Origin of the sequence: Stenotrophomonas maltophilia (assembly GCF_025642255.1) — a bacterium.
In the GTDB taxonomy this organism is placed as follows: Bacteria; Pseudomonadota; Gammaproteobacteria; order Xanthomonadales; family Xanthomonadaceae; genus Stenotrophomonas; species Stenotrophomonas maltophilia_P.
Genome location: NZ_CP106759.1, coordinates 3,592,955 through 3,612,524, shown reverse-complemented (window position 1 = coordinate 3,612,524; position 19,570 = coordinate 3,592,955). Strand labels below are relative to the sequence as shown.

At 67.8% G+C, this 19,570-nt stretch carries 17 protein-coding genes; 11 read left to right on the top strand and 6 right to left on the bottom strand.

Going from position 1 to position 19,570, the window contains the following annotated elements:
* Positions 1-76 precede the first annotated feature (76 nt).
* The gene (locus tag N8888_RS18775; RefSeq protein ID WP_317629470.1) at positions 77-2,617 is read left to right on the top strand and encodes a methyl-accepting chemotaxis protein; all 2,541 of its coding nucleotides are present in this window, start codon (positions 77-79) and stop codon (positions 2,615-2,617) included.
* 79 nt (positions 2,618-2,696) lie between these two features.
* Here the strand turns inward: N8888_RS18775 and N8888_RS16460 are convergent, their stop codons facing one another.
* The gene (locus N8888_RS16460) at positions 2,697-3,083 is read right to left on the bottom strand and encodes a DUF2628 domain-containing protein (RefSeq protein WP_263175922.1); all 387 of its coding nucleotides are present in this window, start codon (positions 3,081-3,083) and stop codon (positions 2,697-2,699) included.
* Positions 3,084-3,298: 215 nt separating this feature from the next.
* Between N8888_RS16460 and N8888_RS16455 the strand changes: the two genes are divergently transcribed.
* The 6 genes from N8888_RS16455 (at position 3,299) to hemC (ending at position 9,563) form a co-directional block, all read left to right on the top strand.
* A complete protein-coding gene (locus tag N8888_RS16455; protein ID WP_164972337.1) occupies positions 3,299-3,469 on the top strand; it encodes a hypothetical protein in 171 nt (56 codons plus the stop codon).
* Positions 3,470-3,852: 383 nt separating this feature from the next.
* The gene (gene mdoH, locus N8888_RS16450; RefSeq protein ID WP_262218941.1) at positions 3,853-5,778 is read left to right on the top strand and encodes a glucans biosynthesis glucosyltransferase MdoH; all 1,926 of its coding nucleotides are present in this window, start codon (positions 3,853-3,855) and stop codon (positions 5,776-5,778) included.
* 50 nt (positions 5,779-5,828) lie between these two features.
* Entirely contained in the window at positions 5,829-6,488 is a 660-nt protein-coding gene (locus N8888_RS16445; protein ID WP_065174484.1) for an alpha/beta hydrolase, read from the top strand.
* A 3-nt stretch (positions 6,489-6,491) separates the two neighbouring features.
* Positions 6,492-7,535, top strand: coding sequence for a sensor histidine kinase (locus N8888_RS16440; RefSeq protein ID WP_263175918.1), 1,044 nt, complete (start codon positions 6,492-6,494; stop codon positions 7,533-7,535).
* Positions 7,536-7,545: 10 nt separating this feature from the next.
* On the top strand, positions 7,546-8,277 hold the full coding sequence (locus N8888_RS16435) for a LytR/AlgR family response regulator transcription factor (protein ID WP_053517196.1): 732 nt from the start codon (positions 7,546-7,548) through the stop codon (positions 8,275-8,277).
* Between the two features lie 374 nt (positions 8,278-8,651).
* Positions 8,652-9,563: a hydroxymethylbilane synthase gene (gene hemC, locus N8888_RS16430; protein ID WP_065175205.1), complete on the top strand. Its 912-nt coding sequence runs from the start codon at positions 8,652-8,654 to the stop codon at positions 9,561-9,563.
* Between the two features lie 68 nt (positions 9,564-9,631).
* Here hemC and N8888_RS16425 read toward each other — a convergent pair whose 3' ends face one another.
* Entirely contained in the window at positions 9,632-10,408 is a 777-nt protein-coding gene (locus N8888_RS16425; protein WP_065175204.1) for a DUF481 domain-containing protein, read from the bottom strand.
* Between the two features lie 106 nt (positions 10,409-10,514).
* Positions 10,515-11,117 carry a LolA family protein gene (locus N8888_RS16420; protein WP_065175203.1) on the bottom strand — a complete coding sequence of 201 codons (603 nt, stop codon included), beginning with the start codon at positions 11,115-11,117 and terminating at the stop codon, positions 10,515-10,517.
* 83 nt (positions 11,118-11,200) lie between these two features.
* On the opposite strand from N8888_RS16420, the gene N8888_RS16415 reads away from it, so the two are divergent.
* Together N8888_RS16415 and N8888_RS16410 are read left to right on the top strand one after the other, a co-directional pair.
* Positions 11,201-12,172 carry a helix-turn-helix transcriptional regulator gene (locus tag N8888_RS16415; RefSeq protein WP_053520325.1) on the top strand — a complete coding sequence of 324 codons (972 nt, stop codon included), beginning with the start codon at positions 11,201-11,203 and terminating at the stop codon, positions 12,170-12,172.
* Positions 12,173-12,197: 25 nt separating this feature from the next.
* The gene (locus tag N8888_RS16410) at positions 12,198-12,992 is read left to right on the top strand and encodes a MetQ/NlpA family ABC transporter substrate-binding protein (protein WP_053520324.1); all 795 of its coding nucleotides are present in this window, start codon (positions 12,198-12,200) and stop codon (positions 12,990-12,992) included.
* A 73-nt stretch (positions 12,993-13,065) separates the two neighbouring features.
* Here N8888_RS16410 and glpK read toward each other — a convergent pair whose 3' ends face one another.
* The 3 genes from glpK to N8888_RS16395 all read right to left on the bottom strand — a co-directional run bounded on the left by glpK (position 13,066) and on the right by N8888_RS16395 (position 16,934).
* Positions 13,066-14,565, bottom strand: coding sequence for a glycerol kinase GlpK (gene glpK / locus N8888_RS16405; RefSeq protein WP_263175913.1), 1,500 nt, complete (start codon positions 14,563-14,565; stop codon positions 13,066-13,068).
* A gap of 63 nt (positions 14,566-14,628) precedes the next feature.
* A complete protein-coding gene (glpD, locus tag N8888_RS16400; protein WP_111186221.1) occupies positions 14,629-16,140 on the bottom strand; it encodes a glycerol-3-phosphate dehydrogenase in 1,512 nt (503 codons plus the stop codon).
* Between the two features lie 158 nt (positions 16,141-16,298).
* Positions 16,299-16,934 carry an OmpW/AlkL family protein gene (locus N8888_RS16395; protein ID WP_053520322.1) on the bottom strand — a complete coding sequence of 212 codons (636 nt, stop codon included), beginning with the start codon at positions 16,932-16,934 and terminating at the stop codon, positions 16,299-16,301.
* A 187-nt stretch (positions 16,935-17,121) separates the two neighbouring features.
* On the opposite strand from N8888_RS16395, the gene N8888_RS16390 reads away from it, so the two are divergent.
* Complete coding sequence (locus tag N8888_RS16390) at positions 17,122-17,637, top strand: DNA-deoxyinosine glycosylase (protein WP_262101438.1); 516 nt, start codon at positions 17,122-17,124, stop codon at positions 17,635-17,637.
* Positions 17,638-17,804: 167 nt separating this feature from the next.
* Positions 17,805-19,517: a dihydrolipoyllysine-residue acetyltransferase gene (gene aceF / locus N8888_RS16385; protein WP_065175200.1), complete on the top strand. Its 1,713-nt coding sequence runs from the start codon at positions 17,805-17,807 to the stop codon at positions 19,515-19,517.
* The last annotated feature ends 53 nt before the right edge of the window (positions 19,518-19,570 follow it).

Sequence of the window (19,570 nt, the reverse complement as noted above, 5' to 3'; positions counted from 1 at the left end):
CGCCGCGCGAGGGATCGCGCACCAGCGCGGCGCCAACGCGGTGCCGGATGTCCTGACCTGCCTTGCGGACCCTCCCATGCCGTCTTCCCGCTCCGCCGCTGCCCGTCGTCCGGGCAGCATCGCCCACAAGCTGATGCTGGGCACCGCTGCCATCGCGCTGTTGTGCTTCGGCCTGACCGCCTTTCTGATCTACCGCCAGGCCAGTGCCAGCCTGATCAACGCGTCGCGGCAGACCATGGCCAGCGAGGCGCATGCCGAAGCGCGCCAGGTTGCGGCCGATCTGGGCACCGGCTTCGCCAGCAACGATGCCATGGTCGAGGCCGTCCTGGCCCAGCGCGCGCGGGGCGACCAGCCTGATCGTGCCAGCCTGGCGGCCGTGCTCGGCGAACAGCTGCGCGCGCACCCGGAGTGGCTGGGCAAGAGCACCATGTGGGAGGCCGATGCCTTCGATGGCAAGGACGCGGAGTTCGTCAACAGCGAGGCACATGACGCCACCGGTCGCTACATGAGCTACTGGGCCTGGCAGGACGGCAAGCCGCAGCAGTCGGTGATGACCGACTACACCGACACCGCCAGCGGGTCCGGTGACTGGTACATGGGGCCGAGCCGCGACAAGCTGCCCAAGGTGAGCGAGCCCTATGCCTATGAGATCGCCGGCCAGCAGGTGCTGATGAGCACCCTGAGCACGCCCATCGTGGAGAACGGCACGTTCCTCGGCGTGTTCACCGTCGATTTCTCGCTGGCGGCGCTGCAGAAGCATCTGGCGACGCTTGCGCCGATGGGAGCAGGCCGCGTTGAACTGCTTTCGCCCAAGGGCGTAGTCCTGGCTTCGGCCGACGCCGCCGAGATCGGCAAGCCGCGCACCGATGCCTTCACCCGCGACATGCTGGCCGGAATCGCGGCCGACAGGACCGTCGAAGCGTTCGAGCCGGATGCCGCCGGCAATGTGCGCCTGTACGTGCCACTGCGGGTTGGCGATGCCCCGCAGCGCTTCGCGCTGGGTGTGGTGGTGCCGCATGCCGTGATCGTGGCCGAGGCTCGCCAGCTGCTGTGGCTGACGCTGCTGGTCGGCGTGCTGGCCGCGCTGACATTGAGCGCCGGCGTCTACCTGCTGCTGCGTCACCTGGCGATCCGGCCGCTGGCGCAGGCGGTACGCATTGCAGGTGACGTGGCGGCGGGCAAGCTGGACACCGCGCTGCCGGCGCGCGGCAACGATGAGGTCGGGCGCCTGCTCGAGGCGATGCAGGGCATGCGGGGACAGCTGCAGGCTGTGATGGCGGCGCAGGCGGAGATGGCACGCCGCCATGATGCGGGCGAGCTCAGTTACCGGATGGACGCGGCGGCCTTCCCGGGGGAGTACGGTCGCATGGTGGCCGACAGCAATCAGCTGGTGGCGTCCAGCAATGCGGTCACCCAGCGGCTGGTGGACGTGATGCAGCGCTACGCGGTGGGCGATCTGAGCGTGGACATGGAGCCGCTGCCGGGCGAGAAGGCGGTGTTCACCGCCGCCATGGCCACCACCAAGAGCAACCTGGCGGCGATCAACGAGCAGATCCAGCAGCTGGCCGCCGCTGCTGCCGCCGGCGACTTTGCCGTGCGTGGTGACAGTGAGCGGTTCGAGCACGATTTCCGCCGCATGGTGACCACGCTGAACGCGATGATGCAGGCCAGCGACCACAACCTCGCGGCGCTTTCCACGCTGCTGCGCGCCATCGCCGCCGGCGATCTCAGTGCACGCATGCAGGGCGACTTCCACGGTGTGTTCGCGGTGATGCGCGACGATGCCAACAGCACTGCGCAACAGCTGACCCATATCGTCGGCCAGATCCAGCAGTCGGCGGCGAGCATCCGCCTTGCGGCCGGTGAGATCGCCGCGGGCAACAGCGATCTGTCGCGTCGCACCGAACTGCAGGCGGCCAACCTGGAAGAAACGGCAGCGTCGATGGAGGAGTTGACCTCCACCGTGCGCCAGAATGCCGATCATGCCCTGCAGGCGAACACGTTGGCCGCATCGGCGGCGGACGTGGCCAGCGAAGGCGGAAAGGTGGTCGGCCAGGTGGTACAGACCATGCAGCAGATCGAAACCTCGTCGCAACGCATCGCCGAGATCATCTCGGTGATCGACGGCATCGCCTTCCAGACCAACATCCTGGCCCTGAACGCCGCCGTTGAGGCCGCGCGTGCGGGCGAACAGGGTCGCGGCTTCGCCGTGGTGGCCAGCGAAGTGCGCGCGCTGGCCCAGCGCTCGGCCGCAGCGGCGAAGGAAATCAAGGGACTGATCGACGCATCGGTGGCCCAAGTCGGCAGCGGTGCGCAGCTGGTGCACCGCGCAGGCAACACCATGCAGGAGATCGTCGGCCAGGTCGGGCGGGTCAACGAGATCATGGCCGAGATCTCGGCCGCCTCGCGCGAGCAGTCGGCCGGCATCGAGCAGGTCAACCAGACCGTGGTGCAGATGGATGAAACCACCCAGCAGAATGCGGCGCTGGTGGAAGAGGCCAGTGCTGCCGCGCGCGCGATGGAAGAGCAGGCCGAGCAGCTTGCGGTGGCGGTGTCCCGCTTCCGGCTGCAGTCGGAAGCGGGCACGGGCACGACGGCCACGCTGCGCGCTGCCTGATGCCGGAAACGAAGACGCCCGGCGGGGGCCGGGCGTCGGTTGCATCCTTGCCGCGCGTCCGTGCGCAGGTCTGAGTGGCTCAGAACATTCCTTCAAACGGGTTCCAGCCGGTCCGGCCTTCCACCTTTTCCAGGTAATAGCTGTAGTTGGTGCTGGAGGCGACCAGGACATTGAAGGCGATGAACACCGCGCGGCCGACGATGTCGGGCAGGAACATCGTGATGGCCGCCAGGCCGATGGCGATGCCGATCACCACCAGCGCCTTGCGCCACATGCCCAGGATCAGCAGGTAGATGGGGCCGAAGAACAGGGCAAAGATGTTCAGGTTGATCTTCAGGCGGTCGCCGAAGGACAGGGCCCGCCAGGCCTGCTTGAAGCCGGGCTCCTTGGGCGCGCCGTGCTGGCGGTAGAAGTTGAAGCGGAACTGCCACTTGGGGCTGAAGTGGGTGAGGTCGACGGTATTCATGGGAGGAACTTCCCTGTGAGAAAACGTTTTCATGCTACCGGAAATGCCTATTCAGGATCCAGCGCTGCGTGCCTGGAACGTGACGCATGCCCTTTGCAGGCGCAGGCCTCACCGGCTTGCACGTCACCCATCCGCCTTGTTTTTAGGATAGGGTGCGCAGTTCCGCTGCCGCCCGGTTGGACCCGCGCGGCAGCGGGGATGTCCACGGAGGTTGCATGACCACACCCGCTACACCGGAAAACGCACCGGGACCGGTGCTTCTGCCCACACCCGAAGTGGTGCAGGCCCAACAACTGCTCGCCCGCCAGCAACTGGCGGTGGCGATGGACCGTGCGCGCACCGCTGCCCTGCAGGACGCGGCCGGCGTCGTCCTGCAGGACGAGTAACGCGCGCTGCTGAAGTACGATCGATCGCGTTGGCCCCGTCGCCAGCGCGATCGCCGAGGGATGTGCCGCCGCCCGTTTTGCTCGATCCAATTGCGGTCGATCCGGCAGGCCGTCGGCAGCCTCGCCTGCTGTTTGCTGAATGGGGAGAAATCCCGGCGTAGGCCTTCGCACCCGGCTTACATGTAGCGGCCTAGACTGGGCCGCATTTTCGATTCCGCCCCGTTGGAGATCGTGTGGGTTCCGGTAGTGACAGACAGCGACTGCGCGGCCTCAGGCCGACGCAGCCAGGACAAGTGCGGGCGCCGGGAAGGCGCGCCGGGAACCTTCGTGCATGCAGCCTGGCCCGGACGGCCGGCCATGCCGACTGCGCGGAGTAGGCGCCGATGGGGGTGCAGACCATCCATGCGGAGGCGGAATCGGCCGGGCCTGACGCCGGCTGGGCGCTGCTGCCTGCCGAAGTGCCCTTGCCGATGCCCGAGCAGACCCTGCGCGAAGGGCAGCTCAGGGTGCGCCGGCACCGCACCTCGCCACGCCTGATCGGCCTGCGTCGGCTGTACATCCTGGGCGGCACGCTGGTGATGACCGCAGCGGCCACCCGGATGATGTGGCGGGTGTTGTCGGTCAACGGCATCAGCGTGCTCGAAGCCTGCCTGCTGGTGCTGTTCGTGGGCCTGTTCGCCTGGATCGCGCTGTCGTTCGCCAGCGCGGTGGCAGGCTTCCTCACCGCCGTGTTCGACCGTGGCTATCGCCTGGGCATTGATCCGGACAAGCCGCTGCCCACCGTGCACAGCCGCACGGCGCTGCTGATGCCGACCTACAACGAGGATCCGCGCCGGCTGCTGGCCGGCCTGCGTGCGATCTACGAATCGGTGGCGGCCACCGGCCAGCTGGAGCGTTTCGACTTCTTCGTGCTCAGTGACACCCGCCGTGACGATATCGCGCGGGCCGAAGAGCAGGTCTTCGCCGAGCTCCGCGAGCAGGTGCCCGACGGCCGCGTGCGGCTGTTCTACCGCCGTCGTGGCGACAACAGCGGCCGCAAGGCGGGCAACATCGCCGACTGGGTGCGCCGCTTCGGCGGGGCCTACCCGCAGATGCTGATCCTGGACGCCGACAGCCTGATGACCGGCGACAGCATCGTGCGCCTGGTGGCCGGCATGGAACACAACGCTGACGTCGGCCTGATTCAGACCCTGCCGTCGGTGATCGGCGGACGCACCCTGTTCGCCCGCATGCAGCAGTTCGGTGGCCGCGTCTACGGGCCGGTGATCGCCCGGGGCGTGGCCTGGTGGCACGGCGCTGAAAGCAACTACTGGGGCCACAACGCCATCATCCGCACCCGTGCCTTCGCCGACCATGCCGGCCTGCCATCGCTGCCTGGGCGCAAGCCGTTCGGCGGCCACGTGCTCAGCCACGACTTCGTCGAAGCCGCGCTGATGCGGCGTGGCGGCTGGGCCGCGCACATGGTGCCGTACCTGGGGGGCAGCTATGAGGAAGGCCCGCCGACCCTGACCGACCTGCTGGTGCGCGACCGTCGCTGGTGCCAGGGCAACCTGCAGCACGGCAAGGTGGTCGGCAGCCGCGGCCTGCACTGGATCAGCCGCATGCACATGCTGATCGGCATCGGCCATTACTTCACTGCGCCCATGTGGGCGATGCTGATGCTGATCGGCATCGCCATCCCGCTGTTCCAGGAAGGCATCGACTTCAATGCCGTGCTGCACCTGGCGCCCGGCGTGTACTGGCGCGCGCAGGACGAGCAGCAGGTGGTGCGCCTGTTCGCCGCCACCATGGCGGTACTGCTGATGCCCAAGGTGCTGGGCTACCTGGCGATGCTGCTGGACCCGGTGGATCGTCGTGGCTGCGGCGGTGCGTTCCGTGCCTTCGTGTCGATGCTGGTGGAGACCGTGCTGGCGGCACTGATGGCGCCGGTGGTCATGTATGTGCAGTCCCGCGGCGTGGCCGAAGTGCTGTCCGGACGCGACTCGGGGTGGGACGCCCAGCAGCGCGACGACGGTGGCATTTCCTGGATGGCGCTGGTGCGCGGTTACGGCGGCCTGGGCCTGTTCGGCGCCTTCATGGGCGTGCTGGCCTGGCTGGTCTCGCCGTCGCTGGCGGCATGGATGGCGCCGGTGGTGATAGGCATGGTGCTGGCCATCCCGGTGGTCGCACTGACCTCGTCGCGCGGTCCCGGTGCGTTCCTGCACCGGCTGGGCCTGCTCGACATCCCCGAGGAGAACATTCCGCCGCCGGTGCTGGTACGCGCCGCGCAGCTGCGCCGGGAAGCGGCCGAACAGCCGCCGCTGTACTGATCGCCCCACACCGGCGGCATAATGCGGCTCGCATCTGAAGGAGCCGCAACATGCTGCAAACGGTGGAACAGGAAACCGGCGCCTCGCCGCAGTGGTCGGTGATCTGGCTGCACGGCCTCGGCGCCGATGGCCATGACTTCGCCCCGATCGTTCCGGAGCTGGTGCGTCCGCACTGGCCGGCGCTGCGCTTCGTGTTCCCGCACGCCCCGGTGCGGCCGATCACGATCAACAACGGCGTGCCGATGCGCGGCTGGTACGACATCGTCGGCATGGATTTCCGTTCCCGCGCCGACATGGCCGGCGTGCGCGAATCGGTGGCCCAGGTAGAGGCCCTGATCGCCCGCGAGATCGAGCGGGGCATCACGCCGGAGCAGATCTTCCTGGCCGGCTTCTCGCAGGGGGGCGCGATCATTCTTACCGCCGCGCTGTCGCGCACGGCGCCGCTGGCCGGGCTGATCGCGCTGTCCACCTACCTGCCCGACGCGGACAGCGCCGAGCGCGTGGCTACCGCAGTGGACGTGCCGGTGTTCATGGCCCACGGCAGCGGCGATCCGGTCATTCCTCAGGCGGTAGCCGCACACAGCGCGCAGGCGCTGCGCGCGTTGGGCCTGCAGGTGCAGTGGCACAGCTACCCGATGGCGCACCAGGTCTGTGCCGAGGAGATCGATGCCCTGGGTGACTGGCTGCAGGAACGCCTGGGCGTCGCCTGACCCATGTCTCCGGCCAGCACGCCTCCCTGGATGCCGGAACTGTGCCGCCTGCGGCGGCTGGCGGCGATGCTCGGCCTGGCCGAGCTGGTGGTGGTGCTGCTGGCCCTGGCGCCCGATGGCAGCCGTCACTGGACGGTGGGCGAGCTGCTTTCGGCCAGCGGTTTCGCACTCTGGCTGGCGCTGGCGGTGACCGCCAGCCTGTGCATGCTGCGGCAGGCGCTGTCGAGGCTGCCACCGCTGCTGGGCGCCGCTGCGGCGATCGCACTGGCGGCGCTGATCGCCGTGGTCTGCGCGGGCATCATCCACGCGCTGTATGCCGTGCTGGGCGACAGCTTCGCCCGTGGCATCAGCTTCTGGCGCTTCACCCTTGGCAGTGCGGCCACCAGCGCACTGATCAGCGCGCTGGCCCTGCGCTACTTCTACGTGAGCGACCGCTGGGCCGCGCAGGTGCAGGCCAACGCACGTGCACAGGCCGATGCACTGCAGGCCCGGATCCGTCCGCATTTCCTGTTCAACAGCATGAATCTGATCGCCAGCCTGCTGCATCGTGATCCGGCGGTGGCCGAACGCGCCGTGCTGGACCTGTCCGATCTGTTCCGCGCGGCGCTGGGGGCGGGCGATGGAGACTCCACCCTGCAGGCCGAATGCGAGCTGGCCGAGCGTTACCTGTCGATCGAGTCGCTGCGCCTGGGAGAGCGCCTGCAGGTGCGTTGGCAGCGTGACGAGCCGCTGCCGTGGGAGCAGCCGCTGCCGCGGCTGGTGTTGCAGCCACTGGTGGAAAACGCGGTGCTGCATGGCATTTCGCGGTTGCCGGAAGGTGGCACCGTCGAGCTGCACGTGGCGCGCGAAGGCAACGAGCTGCACATCCGCGTACGCAATCCCGCTCCCGATCCACAGATGCCGGGGCTGGCCCTGGCACGCGGCGCCGGGCATGCCCAGCACAGCATCGGTCATCGCCTGGCGTGGCGCTTCGGCAGTGCCGCACGGATGACGGCCGGCTGGAGCGAGGGCTACTATGCCTGCCAGGTGACGGTGCCGATCCAGTGAGGGAACGATCGTGAGGGTAGTCATCGCCGATGACGAACCGCTGGCGCGCGAGCGCCTGCGCAGCCTGCTGGCCGCGCAGGAGGGGGTGGACGTGGTGGCCGAGGCCGGTAACGGCGAGCAGGCCCTGCACGCCTGCGCGGAACTGCAGCCGGACCTGGTGCTGCTGGACATCGCGATGCCCGGACTGGATGGGCTGGAAGCGGCCCGTCACCTGGCCAGCTTCGAGCCACGCCCGGCGGTGGTGTTCTGTACGGCCTATGACGCGCATGCCTTGTCGGCATTCGAAGCGGCGGCCATCGACTACCTGATGAAGCCGGTGCGTGCCGAGCGGCTGGCAGCGGCCATCGCGCGCGCACGGACCTTTCTGGCCGGGCGCGGGGGGCAGCCACAGCACGATGCGGGGCAACAGGCACGCAGCATGCTGTGCGCCCGGCTGCGGGGCAGCCTGCGGCTGATTCCGCTGGATGACATCCATTACCTGCAGGCCGAGGAAAAGTACGTGGTGGTGCACCACGCGCGCGGTGAGGACCTGATCGAGGAGTCGCTGAAGTCGCTGGAGGAGGAATTCGCCAGCCGCTTCGTGCGCATCCACCGCAACTGTCTGGTGGCGCGGCACGAACTGGTGGAACTGCGTCGTGGCGTGGGCGGGCAGGTGCAGGCGGTGCTCCGGCATGGCAAGCAGCCGCTGGAGGTCAGCCGCCGCTGTGTGGCGACGCTGAAGCAGGAACTGCGGCATCTGTGAGTGTCCGACTCACCCTCGCGAATTTCCCGGTGACGGACGGCAACGTGTTATCGGGTGGGAGAGAGGGGTCAGATCCCTTTTCCGCAGGAAAAGGGATCTGACCCCGAGAGCCGCTGGCTGTTGTTTCTGCTTCTTTCTTTTGATCTTCCGTGGCTGGCGCACACGGAAACTGTCAGAGGCCGGGCGGGGTGGGTTGCGCAGGGGCGTGAGCCGCATGGATGCGGCGACCGAGCTTACATGGACGTGCTTGCAGCGGCCCCTGCGCAGCCCATCCCGCCCGGCCAAGCACGGCTGTTGCTTCAGCCTTGTCCCCAGCCAGCCATGAGGGGCTCCGCCGTTGGCCGTATCCGCGCCGAAGGCGCGATAATGACCGGATGGAAACCGTCCGCATCGCCACCCGCAAGAGCCCGCTCGCCCTCTGGCAGAGCGAACACGTCGCCGACCGCCTCCGCCAGGCCCATCCCGGCCTGCACGTGGAGCTGGTCCCGATGAGCACGCGCGGCGATGAAGTGCTCGACCGCTCGCTGGCCGCCATCGGTGGCAAGGGCCTGTTCCTGAAGGAACTGGAGCTGGCCATCCTGCGCGGCGACGCCGACTGCGCCGTGCATTCGCTGAAGGATGTGCCGATGGAACTGGATGCGCCGTTCGTGCTGCCGGCCATGCTGCCCCGTCATGACCCGGCCGACGGCTTCGTCTCCAACCTCTATGCCTCGCTTGATGCGTTGCCCATCGGCGCGCGCGTCGGCACGTCCTCGCTGCGCCGCCAGGCCCAGCTGCGTGCGCTGCGCCCGGACCTGGAACTGCTGGACCTGCGTGGCAACGTCAATACGCGCCTGGCCAAGCTCGACAACGGGGGCTACGACGCCATCGTGCTGGCCGTCGCCGGGCTGGAGCGCCTGGGACTGGGCGATCGGATCGTGCTGCGCCTGCAGCCGCCGCACTGGCTGCCGGCGCCGGCGCAGGGCGCCGTGGCCGTGGAGTGCGACGGCAGCAATGCGCCGCTGATGGCCTTGTTCGCTGCGCTCGATGACGCCGCGACACGGGCCTGCGTGGAAGCGGAGCGGGCAATGAACCGCGCGCTGCATGGCAGCTGCCATGTGCCGGTGGCGGCGATCGCGCAGTGGCAGGGGCAGGACCTGCACCTGCAGGGGCTGGTCGGCAGCGCCAGCGATGGCCGTGCGGTGCGCGCCGAAGGCGTGGGTCCGGCCAGCGACCCGGACGCGCTGGGCCAGCGCGTGGCGCAGAGGCTGCTCGATGGCGGTGCGGCTGAGCTGCTGAACGCCTGACCCGGCCGATTTCCTCGGCCAGGGGCTACGGAACAGAAACGAAAACGGGCGCCAGGCGCCCGTTTCGCTTATTTGAACTTGTAGACCACGTTCATGGTGGTCAGCGTATCGGTCTTGCGCTTGTCCACCGCGACGTCGCTGTTGTAGCGGGCCTGCCAGCCGGCCTTCAAGGCCAGGTGTTCATTCATGCTCACCGACAGGCCGAAATCGTTCTGGCCGAAGGTGTTGTACGACCCCGATTCGACCAGCAGCGTGTTGACCAGATCGGTGTTCTCGGTAAGCGAGTACTTCATGTCGAACAGGCCACGACCGATCAGCCCGGTACGGGTGCGATCATCCTCGGTGCTGTGGGTGCGGCGCACACCGGGGCCGACCTGGGCATCGAAATAGAAGCGCTCGGTACTCCACAGACGGGTGCCGTAACCCAGACCGAACGAGCTCTGGCGGTCGTAGGTGGCGAAGTCATCGCGCTCGGTACGCACCGTGGCGGTCAGCTGGCGGTGCTCGCCCAGCTGCAGCGCGCTGCCGGCGCTGCCGGTGTAGCGGTTGGCGGTGGTGTTGTTGCGGCGGGTGGTGGTGCCGTCGTCGTTGGTCTCGGTCACCTTGGAGCTGGAACGCAGGCCGAACAGGTCCATGCTGTGCACCCAGTCACCGTCGGTGTAGCGCAGGCGCAGGCGGCCGTTGAAGCTCTCGGTGCTGCTGTTGCCGCGTGCCGAGGCGAAGCCGAGCTCGCCGCCGCTGCCGCTCCAGGGCGAGGACATCGCCGCCAGTTCGGATGCATCCTGCGCGTACGCCAGCGGGGCGCAGAGCAGCAGGGGAATCAGCAGGGACACGCGCAGGGACATCGAGGCTTCTCCGAAGCGGTTAACAACCCGTGATGATACTGGAAGCGTGATGGCCGTCCGCCCCATGGCGCTGGCCGCTTCAGCAGGCGTTGTCACCGCTCCCCATTCAGGGCAGCTCGATGCGGAGGGAGGGGTCGTTGAAGCGCGAATAGCGCAGGCGCAGCTGGAACACCTTGCCGTTGCTGCTGCCGCTGCGCACGATCTGGCGTGGCAGGCCCTGCCCATCCACCCAGTACTCCAGGCGCTCGCCGGGGCCGGCGCCACGCAGCCGGTAGCGGCGGGTCTGGACCCCGTCCAGCGTCTGGCTGCCCAGATCCTCGGCCTGCAGCGCCGCGGGCGCGACGTCGGCCGGCAGCGGTGTCCGCCATTGCTCGAGCAGACCGGGCGGTGTCGGCACCTGGCGGATGGCCCCGTCGGCCTGCAGGAACATCGTGTCACCGATGATGGTCTGTGCACCGGCCGCCGTCTGTACCCGGAACCGGTCCGGGGCCACGAAGTCCATCGCACTGCGGACCGGCTGTGGCGTACCCAGCACTTCCAGTTCCGCGTGGAAGCTGCGCAGGGCGGCGAACCGTTGGCTGGCGGCCAGTACCGCCTGCGCCGGGTCGGCCTGCGGAACGACCGCGTCGCCGCCGGACGGCGCTGGGGGGCGACCACAGGCAGCCAGCAGCAGGCAGGCCAGCAGGGGCAGGGCGGGCAACCGGCGCATGGGAGGGCTTTCGCAGAGGGCGGGGCGCCCACGATAGCCCAAACCCCCCACACAAGACCCGCGACTCGGACATAATCGGGGGCATGGACCGATACGAACGCATCACCGCCCTGCATCGTCTGCTCAAGTCCGCGCGCTATCCGGTGACGGTGGCGACCCTGCAGGACAAGCTCGGTTGTTCCCGTGCCACCGTCTACCGCGACCTGGCGTTCCTGCGCGACGCGCTGATGGCGCCGATCGAGGGCGATGGCGAGGCCGGCTTCCGCTATCACGCCGACGAAAGCGACCGCTTCGAACTGCCCGGCCTCTGGCTCAGCTCGGAGGAGCTGCATGCCCTGCTGGCATCGCAGCACCTGCTGGCCCGTACCGGCGGGGGCGTGCTGTCTTCGGTGCTGGCACCGCTGCAGCAGCGCATCGAAAGCCTGCTGGCCGCGCAGGCGGGGGTCTCCAGCTGGCCGGTGGACCGGGTGCGGGTCATTCCGCATCGCGGCCGCAAATTCGACGAAGGCAGCTTCCGCAGCGTGGCTTCGGCCGTGCTCGAGCGGCGCCAGCTGGGCTTCGAGTACCGCGCCCGTTCCACCGACGAACCGACCAAGCGCACTGTTTCGCCGCAGCGCCTGACCCACTACCGCGACAACTGGTATCTCGATGCATGGGACCACGACCGCGAGGCCCTCCGCAGCTTCGCGGTGGACCGGATCCACAAGGCGCGGGTGATCGACCACACGGCCCGTGACGTGGCCGACAGCGAACTGGACGAGCAGCTGGGTGCCAGCTACGGCATTTTCTCCGGTGCGCCGAAGGGCTGGGCCACCATCCTGTTCAGCGCCAAGGCTGCGCGCTGGGTCGCCGATGAGCACTGGCATTCCAAGCAGCAGGGCCGTTTCCTGGCCGACGGCCGCTATGAGCTGAAAGTGCCTTACAGCGTGTCACGCGAACTGCTGATGGATGTGCTGCATTACGGCTCGGATGCCGAGATCGTCGAACCGACGATGCTGCGCGAGCAGGCCAAGGCGCTGCTCGAGCTGGCCCTGAGCAACTACGATAGATCCTGACCTCCCCCCGAGAATCATTCCGCCCATGAAGAAGACCCTGTTGCTGCCCCTGCTCGCCGCTGCGCTGGCCCTGACCGCCTGCGGCAAGTCCGGCGAGCCTTCGCAGAAGCTGGTGGTGGCCGCCACGGCCGTGCCGCACGCCGAAATCCTCGAGGTGGTCAAGCCGATCCTCAAGCAGGAAGGCGTGGAACTGGACGTGCGCGTGTTCAACGACTACGTGCAGCCCAACGACCAGCTGGTGCAGAAGCAGGTGGACGTGAACTACTTCCAGACCGAGCCGTACCTGGACGCCTACAACCGCGACCGCAAGACCGATCTGGTGACGGTGATCGGCGTGCACATCGAGCCGTTCGGCGCATACTCGCGCAAGATCAAGTCGCTGGCCGAACTGCGCGAAGGCGCGGATGTGGTCATCCCGAACGATCCGAGCAACAACAGCCGGGCGCTGATCCTGCTGCACAAGGCCGGTGTGATCGAGCTGAAGGATCCGACCAATGCGCTGGCAACCCAGCGCGACATCGTCTCCAATCCGAAGCAGCTGAAGTTCCGCGAGCTGGATTCGGCGATGCTGCCCCGCGTACTGGATCAGGTGGACCTGGCCCTGATCAACACCAACTATGCATTGGATGCGGGTCTGAACCCGACCCGGGATGCGCTGGCGATCGAAAGCAAGGACTCGCCGTACGTGAACTTCCTGGTGGCCCGGCCCGACAACAAGGATGACGCGCGCGTGCAGAAGCTGGCCAAGGCGCTCACCAGCGCACAGGTGAAGACGTTCATCGAGACCAAGTACAAGGGTGCCGTGCTGCCGGCGTTCTGATGTTGGGGCAGCGCCGGGCCATGCCCGGCGGATTGGGGATTGATTCGCCGGGCATGGCCCGGCGCTACCGCCCTCAATCGACGTGGAAGGCCAGGGTGGCGGCGACCGCCTGCTGCCACCCGGCATACAGCGTCTCGCGCCGTGCTGCCGGCATCTGCGGCTCGAAACGGCGGTCCAGTCCCCATTGCGCGGCGATCTGTTCGCGGCTTTCCCAGAATCCCACCGCCAGCCCGGCCAGGTAGGCCGCGCCCAGCGCCGTGGTCTCGGTCAGCCGTGGCCGCAGCAGCGGAACGCCGAGAATGTCGGCCTGGAAGCTGGCAAGGAAGTCGTTGCCGATCGCGCCGCCGTCGGCACGCAGCTCGCTCAGGCCGATACCTGCATCGGACTGCATGGCATCGAGTACATCGCGGGTCTGGTAAGCCATTGCTTCCAATGCTGCACGCACGAAGTGCGACCTGCTGGTGCCCCGGGTCAGGCCGAACATCGCTCCACGCACGTCGCTGCGCCAGTAAGGCGCACCCAGGCCCACGAACGCCGGCACCAGATAGACGCCAGCGCTGTCGCCGACCTTCGCGGCCAGCGCCTGGCTGTCGCTGGCCCGATCGATCATGCGCAGGCCGTCGCGCAGCCACTGCACCACCGAGCCGGCGATGAAGATCGACCCCTCCAGTGCGTACTCCACGCGCCCGTCCAGGCCCCAGGCGATGGTGGTCAGCAGGCCATTGTGCGAACGCACGGCCTGCGTTCCGGTGTGCATCAGCATGAAGCAGCCGGTGCCGTAGGTGTTCTTCACCATGCCCGGCTGGAAGCAGGCCTGGCCGAACAGCGCGGCCTGCTGGTCGCCAGCGATACCGGCGATCGGAATCGGGTGGTCGAAGAAGAACTGCGGCCGGGTGTGCGCGTACACCGCGCTGGAGTCACGCACCTGCGGCAGCATGGCGCGCGGAATGTCCAGCAGCGCGAGCAGCTCGTCGTCCCAGTCCAGGGTGTGGATGTTGAACAGCAGCGTGCGTGCGGCGTTGCTGTAGTCCGTCATGTGTGCCTGGCCGCCACTGAGATTCCAGACCAGCCAGCTGTCGATGGTGCCGAACAGCAGTTCGCCACGCTCCGCGCGCTGTTGTGCGCCTTCCACGTGATCGAGGATCCAGCGCACCTTGGTGGCCGAGAAGTAGGCATCGATCAGCAGGCCGGTGCGTTCACGGATCAGCGCTTCGTGCCCCTGCGAGCGCAACCGCTCGCAGATGGCCTGGCTTTGCCGGGACTGCCAGACGATGGCGTTGTGGATCGGCTGGCCCGTGGCGCGTTCCCAGACCACGGTGGTCTCGCGCTGGTTGGTGATGCCCAGTGCGGCGATGTGGCGCGGGTCGATCTGTTCGCGGCTGAGCAGCTCGGTCAGCGTGGCGTAGACGCTGGTGAGGATCTCGCGCGGGTCATGTTCCACCCAACCGGGCTGCGGGAAAATCTGGGCGAACTCACGTTGCGCGCTGCCGACGATGTCGCCGGCGTGATCGAACAGGATCGCGCGCGAACTGGTGGTGCCCTGATCGATGGCCAGCACGTAGCGGGGCGTCATGCGGCGTCTCCGGTAGCGATGGGGAAATCCTACTGCATCGGCAGCGACGGGCCATGCCGGGTGTCACCGCGATCGGCCGGGCATGGCCTGGTGCTGCTGTTCCTCCAACCAGTCCTGCAGGCGTGCCACCTGTGCGGTGTCCAGCCGCAGTCCCAGCTTGCTCCGCCGCCACAGTATGTCCTCGGCGGTATGCGCCCATTCGTGATCGCGCAGGAACACGACCTCATGGGCGTGCAGCCCACCGCCGAAGTGTTCGCCGAGATCGTCCATGCCCTGCACCCCGTGCAGCAGCTCGGTGCTGCGGCTGCCATAGGCCTCGGCCCAGCGCCGCGTAGTGTCCTCAGGCAACCACGGTGCGAGTCTCCGCAGGTGAGAGCGTGCCTGCACGGCATCGCCCCAGTCGCTGCCCGGCAGCGGCGTCCCGGCTGCCGTCCATGCCGGCCCCATCTGCGGCAGGTGGGGCCGCAGCAGATCCAGCGCTTCTTCGGCCAGAACGCGGTAGGTGGTCAGCTTCCCCCCCAGCACGTGCACGGCGGGCGCGCCCTGCACCTGCAACTGCAGGCGATAGTCGCGGCTGAGTCGTGCCGCGCGCGGATCCGGGTCGGCCAGCAGCGGGCGCACGCCGGCAAACTGCCAGACCACCTCCGTCGCCGTGATCGGCTGGCGCAGATAGCGGTTGGCCGCCTCGCACAGGTATGTCACTTCCGAAGGCAGCACGTGGCAGCGCGCCGGATCGCCCTGATAGTCGGTGTCGGTGGTACCCACCAGCAGGTGGTCGTGGGTGAAGGGCAGCAGGAATACGACCCGTCCGTCGGGCTGCTGCAGCAGGCAGGCGCTGTCATCGGGCCAGGGCCGGCGCAGCACGATGTGGCTGCCCTGCACCAGGCGCAGGGCCGGTGTGCCGCTGCGCGCCTGCATGCGTTGCAGCAGGCCTCCGGCCCAGGGACCGGCCGCGTTGGCCACGGCATGTGCATGCACCGTCTGCTGCTGTCCCGCTGCATCGACCAGTACCGCCCGCCAGTGGCCCTGCTCGCCGTGCAGTTCGACGCAGCGGGTGCGAACCTGTACACGCGCGCCGCGTTGCGCGGCATCCAGCGCGTTGAGCAATACCAGGCGTGCATCGTCCACCTGCGCGTCGGTATAGCTGAAGGCCTGGTGCAACGATGGCGACAGCCACGTGCCCAACGGGTCGTGTGGCAGGTGCAGTGCGCGCGAAGCCGGAAACGCTGCGCCGCGATGGCCGAGGTGGTCATACAGCCACAGGCCGAGCCGCAGCATCCAGCGTGGCCGCAGGTGGGGTTCCCAGGGCAGCACGAAGCGCAGCGGCCGGACCAGGCAGGGCGCCTGCCTGCGGAGTACATCGCGTTCGCCCAGCGCCTTGCGCACCAGGCCGAACTCGCCCTGTTCCAGGTAGCGCAGCCCGCCATGGACCAGCTTGCTGCTGGCGCTGGAGGTATGTGACGCAAGATCGTGCTGCTCGCAGAGCAGCACGCGCAGGCCGCGGCCTGCGGCGTCGCGTGCGATGCCGGCGCCGTTGATGCCACCTCCGATCACCAGCAGGTCGACATTGTCCATCCCGATCACCGGCCTTCCGTCCTTTGCAGAGTCAAGCCCTGCTCGACGTCCGGAAAAAAGCAGTCGAGCACGACCCGACTCTACACAGAACGCGGGTGACGAAAACGACGACGGGCCCCGAAGGGCCCGTCGCGTACAGACAGTGAAGCAGACGGTGCTTAGAAGCGGGCGCCGATACCCACGCCGACAGTCCACGGATCCAGCTTGGCTTCGCCGATCTTCTCGCCACCAACCTTCACGTCCGGGCGGGCGCGCATGTAGCGGGCATCAGCACGGGCGAACCAGGTGGAGTTGATGTTCATGTCGACGCCGACGGTGCCGATCACGCCCTTGGCATCCTTCAGGCGGATGTCGGAGCTGCTGCCGTCAGCCAGCGATTCGTTGCTGAAGGCCGACTGGAAGTAGCCCACGCCCACGAACGGGCGGAACACGTTGTCGGCCTGGCCGAAGTGGTACTGGCCGCTCAGCGCGACCGGCTGCTGCTCGACGCTGCCCAGGCGGGTGTTGCCCGGACCCTTGACGCGGTGATCGAACTTGTCGGCAGCGCCCCACAGCTCAACGGCCCAGTTGTCGTTGACGTAGTAGCTGAAGCTGACGGTCGGCGCCGGGCCGCCATCGAGCTTCTTGACGCCGGTGATCGGATCATTCTTCGGCTGCAGCAGCGTGACGCCGCCAACCACGGCAAAATGCTTGCCCGAGGCGGTGTCGGTGGTGCTGCTGTCCTGGGCGAAAGCGGCCGGCGCGAAGGCGGCCGAGGTCAGCAGGGCGAGACTCAGGATACGGATGGAGCGCATGGGGGTATCTCCTAATGTTTCTTGTTTTTGGGCCCCCGGTTGCGGGGCGAGCACACCGTAGTCGCCTCAACATGAATCGAATCCGACGCGCGTTAAAAAATAGTTCGCTCTGTTCAGCGATGAGTTCGAAAAGCCTGTTTTCATGGGGTTTTTGCTCTGGAGGAATGTTCATGCAGTTGCACAAACCGTGAGCGCGCCAACGCTCTGCACCGGCCTGCCCGCGCAGGTGAACACGCGATCGCGCGTGTTGCTGCTTGGTTCGATGCCGGGTGCTGCGTCGCTGCACGCTGGCCAGTACTACGCGCATCCACGCAATCGTTTCTGGCCGCTCATGTCCGATATCTGCGGCTTTGACGCCGGTTTGCCCTATCCGCAACGCATGCGCGCGCTGAACGCCGCCGGTGTCGGGGTGTGGGATGTGATCGGCCGATGCGAGCGCCGGGGCAGCCTGGATGCGGACATCGTGCGTGGCACGGAAGTGGCCAACGCGCTGCCGGAACTGATCGCCCTGCTGCCTGAGCTGCAGCTGATCGGCTGCAATGGTGCTGCGTCGATGCAGGCATTCCAGCGCTGGGTGCTGCCTGTCCTGGGGGAGCCACCGCGTGTGCTGGCGCTGCCCTCGACCAGCCCGGCCAATGCGGCCTGGTCGCTGCAGCGCCTGCGTCAGGCCTGGCAGCCGGTGGCCGATGCACTGGCGACATGAAGCGGACATCGTGCGGACAATACGCTACCCACTGGAGGTGCCTGCGCCCCATGGGCAACAGCGTGTCCCGGCTGCGTGCGTACTGAAAACACCTGTAACGGTTGGCGCTGGCCCCCGCTGGCCGCACAATAGACGTTTCCCTACACCAGATTGCCGGAGTTATCCCCATGGCCGAAATCAAGGAAGCACTTGTCCCCGATATCGGTGACTACAGCGATATCCCGGTAATCGAGGTGCTTGTCGCCGTTGGCGATACGGTCAGGAAGGACCAGGGCCTGGTGACGCTGGAAAGCGACAAGGCGACCATGGAAGTGCCGTCTTCGGTGGCCGGTGTGGTCAAGGAGATCAAGGTCAAGGTGGGTGACACCCTGTCCGAGGGCAAGGTCGTGGCGCTGATCGAAGTGGCGGCAGACGAGGCCGCAGCGCCGGCCGCTCCGGCCCCGGCCCCGGCCAAGGCCGCTGCCCCGGCGGCTGCCACCCAGAGCGCCCCGGCCCCGGCGGCTGCCGCGCCGGCCGCCCCGGCTGCCGGTGGCGGTGCGGTTGAAGCCCGGGTGCCGGACATCGGCGATTACACCGACATCCCGGTCATCGAAGTGCTGGTCGCCGTGGGCGACACCGTCAAGAAGGATCAGGGCCTGGTCACGCTGGAAAGCGACAAGGCGACCATGGAAGTGCCGTCCTCGGTGGCCGGTGTGGTCAAGGAACTGAAGGTCAAGGTGGGGGACACCCTGTCGCAGGGCAATGTGGTGGCCATCATCGAAGCCGAGGGTGCTGCTGCGCCGGCGCCGACCCGCGAAGCGGCTGCGGCGGCCCCGGCCGCTGCCGAGACCGCCACCCAGGTCGAGCCGGTCGCTGTGCCCGCCCAGCCGGACAAGCTGGCGGCTCGTGAGATCGCGTCGGCCGGCGCTCCGTCCAGCCCGCCCGTACAGTTCAACGCCGATGGCGTGCTGCCGGCCAAGGTGCCGTATGCCACCCCGGCGGTGCGCGTGTTCGCCCGCGAGCTGGGCGTGGACCTGCTGCAGATCAGCGGTACCGAGAAGGGCGGGCGCATCACCAAGGGTGACGTGCAGAAATTCGTCAAGGCCGCGCTCAGTGGTGGCGTTCCGGCCGCGGGCGGCACCGCTGCCGCCGCAGGCGGTGGGCTGAACCTGCTGCCGTGGCCGAAGGTCGATTTCAGCAAGTTCGGCGAGACCGAAGTGCAGCCGCTGTCGCGCATCAAGAAGATCTCCGGCGCGAACCTGGCCCGCAACTGGGCGATGATTCCGCACGTCACCCAGTTCGACCAGGCCGACATCACCGATCTGGAAGCACTGCGCGTGGCACTGAACAAGGAGAACGAGAAGGCCGGCATCAAGCTGACCATGCTCGCCTTCCTGATCAAGGCCAGCGCCGCGGCGCTGAAGAAGTTCCCGGAGTTCAACGCCTCGCTGGACGCCAGCGGCGAGAACCTGACCCTGAAGAAGTACTTCAACATCGGGTTCGCCGCCGATACGCCGAACGGCCTGGTCGTGCCGGTGATCCGCGACGTCGACAAGAAGGGCGTGGTGCAGATCGCGCAGGAAACCGGCGAGCTGGCCAAGAAGGCGCGCGACGGCAAGCTGGGCCCGGCCGACATGAGTGGCGGCTGCTTCTCGATCAGCTCGCTGGGCGGGATCGGTGGCACCGCGTTCACCCCGATCGTCAATGCGCCGGAAGTGGCCATCCTGGGCGTGTCCAAGTCCTCCATCCAGCCGGTCTGGAATGGCAAGGAATTCGCACCGAAGCTGCTGCTGCCGCTGTCGCTGAGCTACGACCACCGCGTCATCGATGGCGCCCTGGCCGCACGCTTCACCACGTACCTCTCGCAGGTACTGGCCGACATGCGTCGCGTGCTGCTGTAAGGCACCCGCTTCGCCCCCACCGTGTGGCCGTCGCCCTTGGCGCGGCCGCCTGA

What these genes read in the sequence shown, in the direction of transcription:
- aceF (WP_065175200.1), top strand. Translation starts at nt 17,805, where the DNA reads ATGGCCGAAATCAAGGAAGCACTTGTCCCCGATATCGGTGACTACAGC.
- mdoH (WP_262218941.1), top strand. Translation starts at nt 3,853, where the DNA reads ATGGGGGTGCAGACCATCCATGCGGAGGCGGAATCGGCCGGGCCTGAC.
- N8888_RS16420 (WP_065175203.1), bottom strand. Translation starts at nt 11,117, where the DNA reads ATGCGCCGGTTGCCCGCCCTGCCCCTGCTGGCCTGCCTGCTGCTGGCT.
- N8888_RS16460 (WP_263175922.1), bottom strand. Translation starts at nt 3,083, where the DNA reads ATGAATACCGTCGACCTCACCCACTTCAGCCCCAAGTGGCAGTTCCGC.
- glpK (WP_263175913.1), bottom strand. Translation starts at nt 14,565, where the DNA reads ATGACGCCCCGCTACGTGCTGGCCATCGATCAGGGCACCACCAGTTCG.
- N8888_RS16410 (WP_053520324.1), top strand. Translation starts at nt 12,198, where the DNA reads ATGAAGAAGACCCTGTTGCTGCCCCTGCTCGCCGCTGCGCTGGCCCTG.
- N8888_RS16425 (WP_065175204.1), bottom strand. Translation starts at nt 10,408, where the DNA reads ATGTCCCTGCGCGTGTCCCTGCTGATTCCCCTGCTGCTCTGCGCCCCG.
- N8888_RS16445 (WP_065174484.1), top strand. Translation starts at nt 5,829, where the DNA reads ATGCTGCAAACGGTGGAACAGGAAACCGGCGCCTCGCCGCAGTGGTCG.
- N8888_RS16415 (WP_053520325.1), top strand. Translation starts at nt 11,201, where the DNA reads ATGGACCGATACGAACGCATCACCGCCCTGCATCGTCTGCTCAAGTCC.
- glpD (WP_111186221.1), bottom strand. Translation starts at nt 16,140, where the DNA reads ATGGACAATGTCGACCTGCTGGTGATCGGAGGTGGCATCAACGGCGCC.
- N8888_RS16455 (WP_164972337.1), top strand. Translation starts at nt 3,299, where the DNA reads ATGACCACACCCGCTACACCGGAAAACGCACCGGGACCGGTGCTTCTG.
- hemC (WP_065175205.1), top strand. Translation starts at nt 8,652, where the DNA reads ATGGAAACCGTCCGCATCGCCACCCGCAAGAGCCCGCTCGCCCTCTGG.
- N8888_RS16395 (WP_053520322.1), bottom strand. Translation starts at nt 16,934, where the DNA reads ATGCGCTCCATCCGTATCCTGAGTCTCGCCCTGCTGACCTCGGCCGCC.
- N8888_RS16440 (WP_263175918.1), top strand. Translation starts at nt 6,492, where the DNA reads ATGTCTCCGGCCAGCACGCCTCCCTGGATGCCGGAACTGTGCCGCCTG.
- N8888_RS18775 (WP_317629470.1), top strand. Translation starts at nt 77, where the DNA reads ATGCCGTCTTCCCGCTCCGCCGCTGCCCGTCGTCCGGGCAGCATCGCC.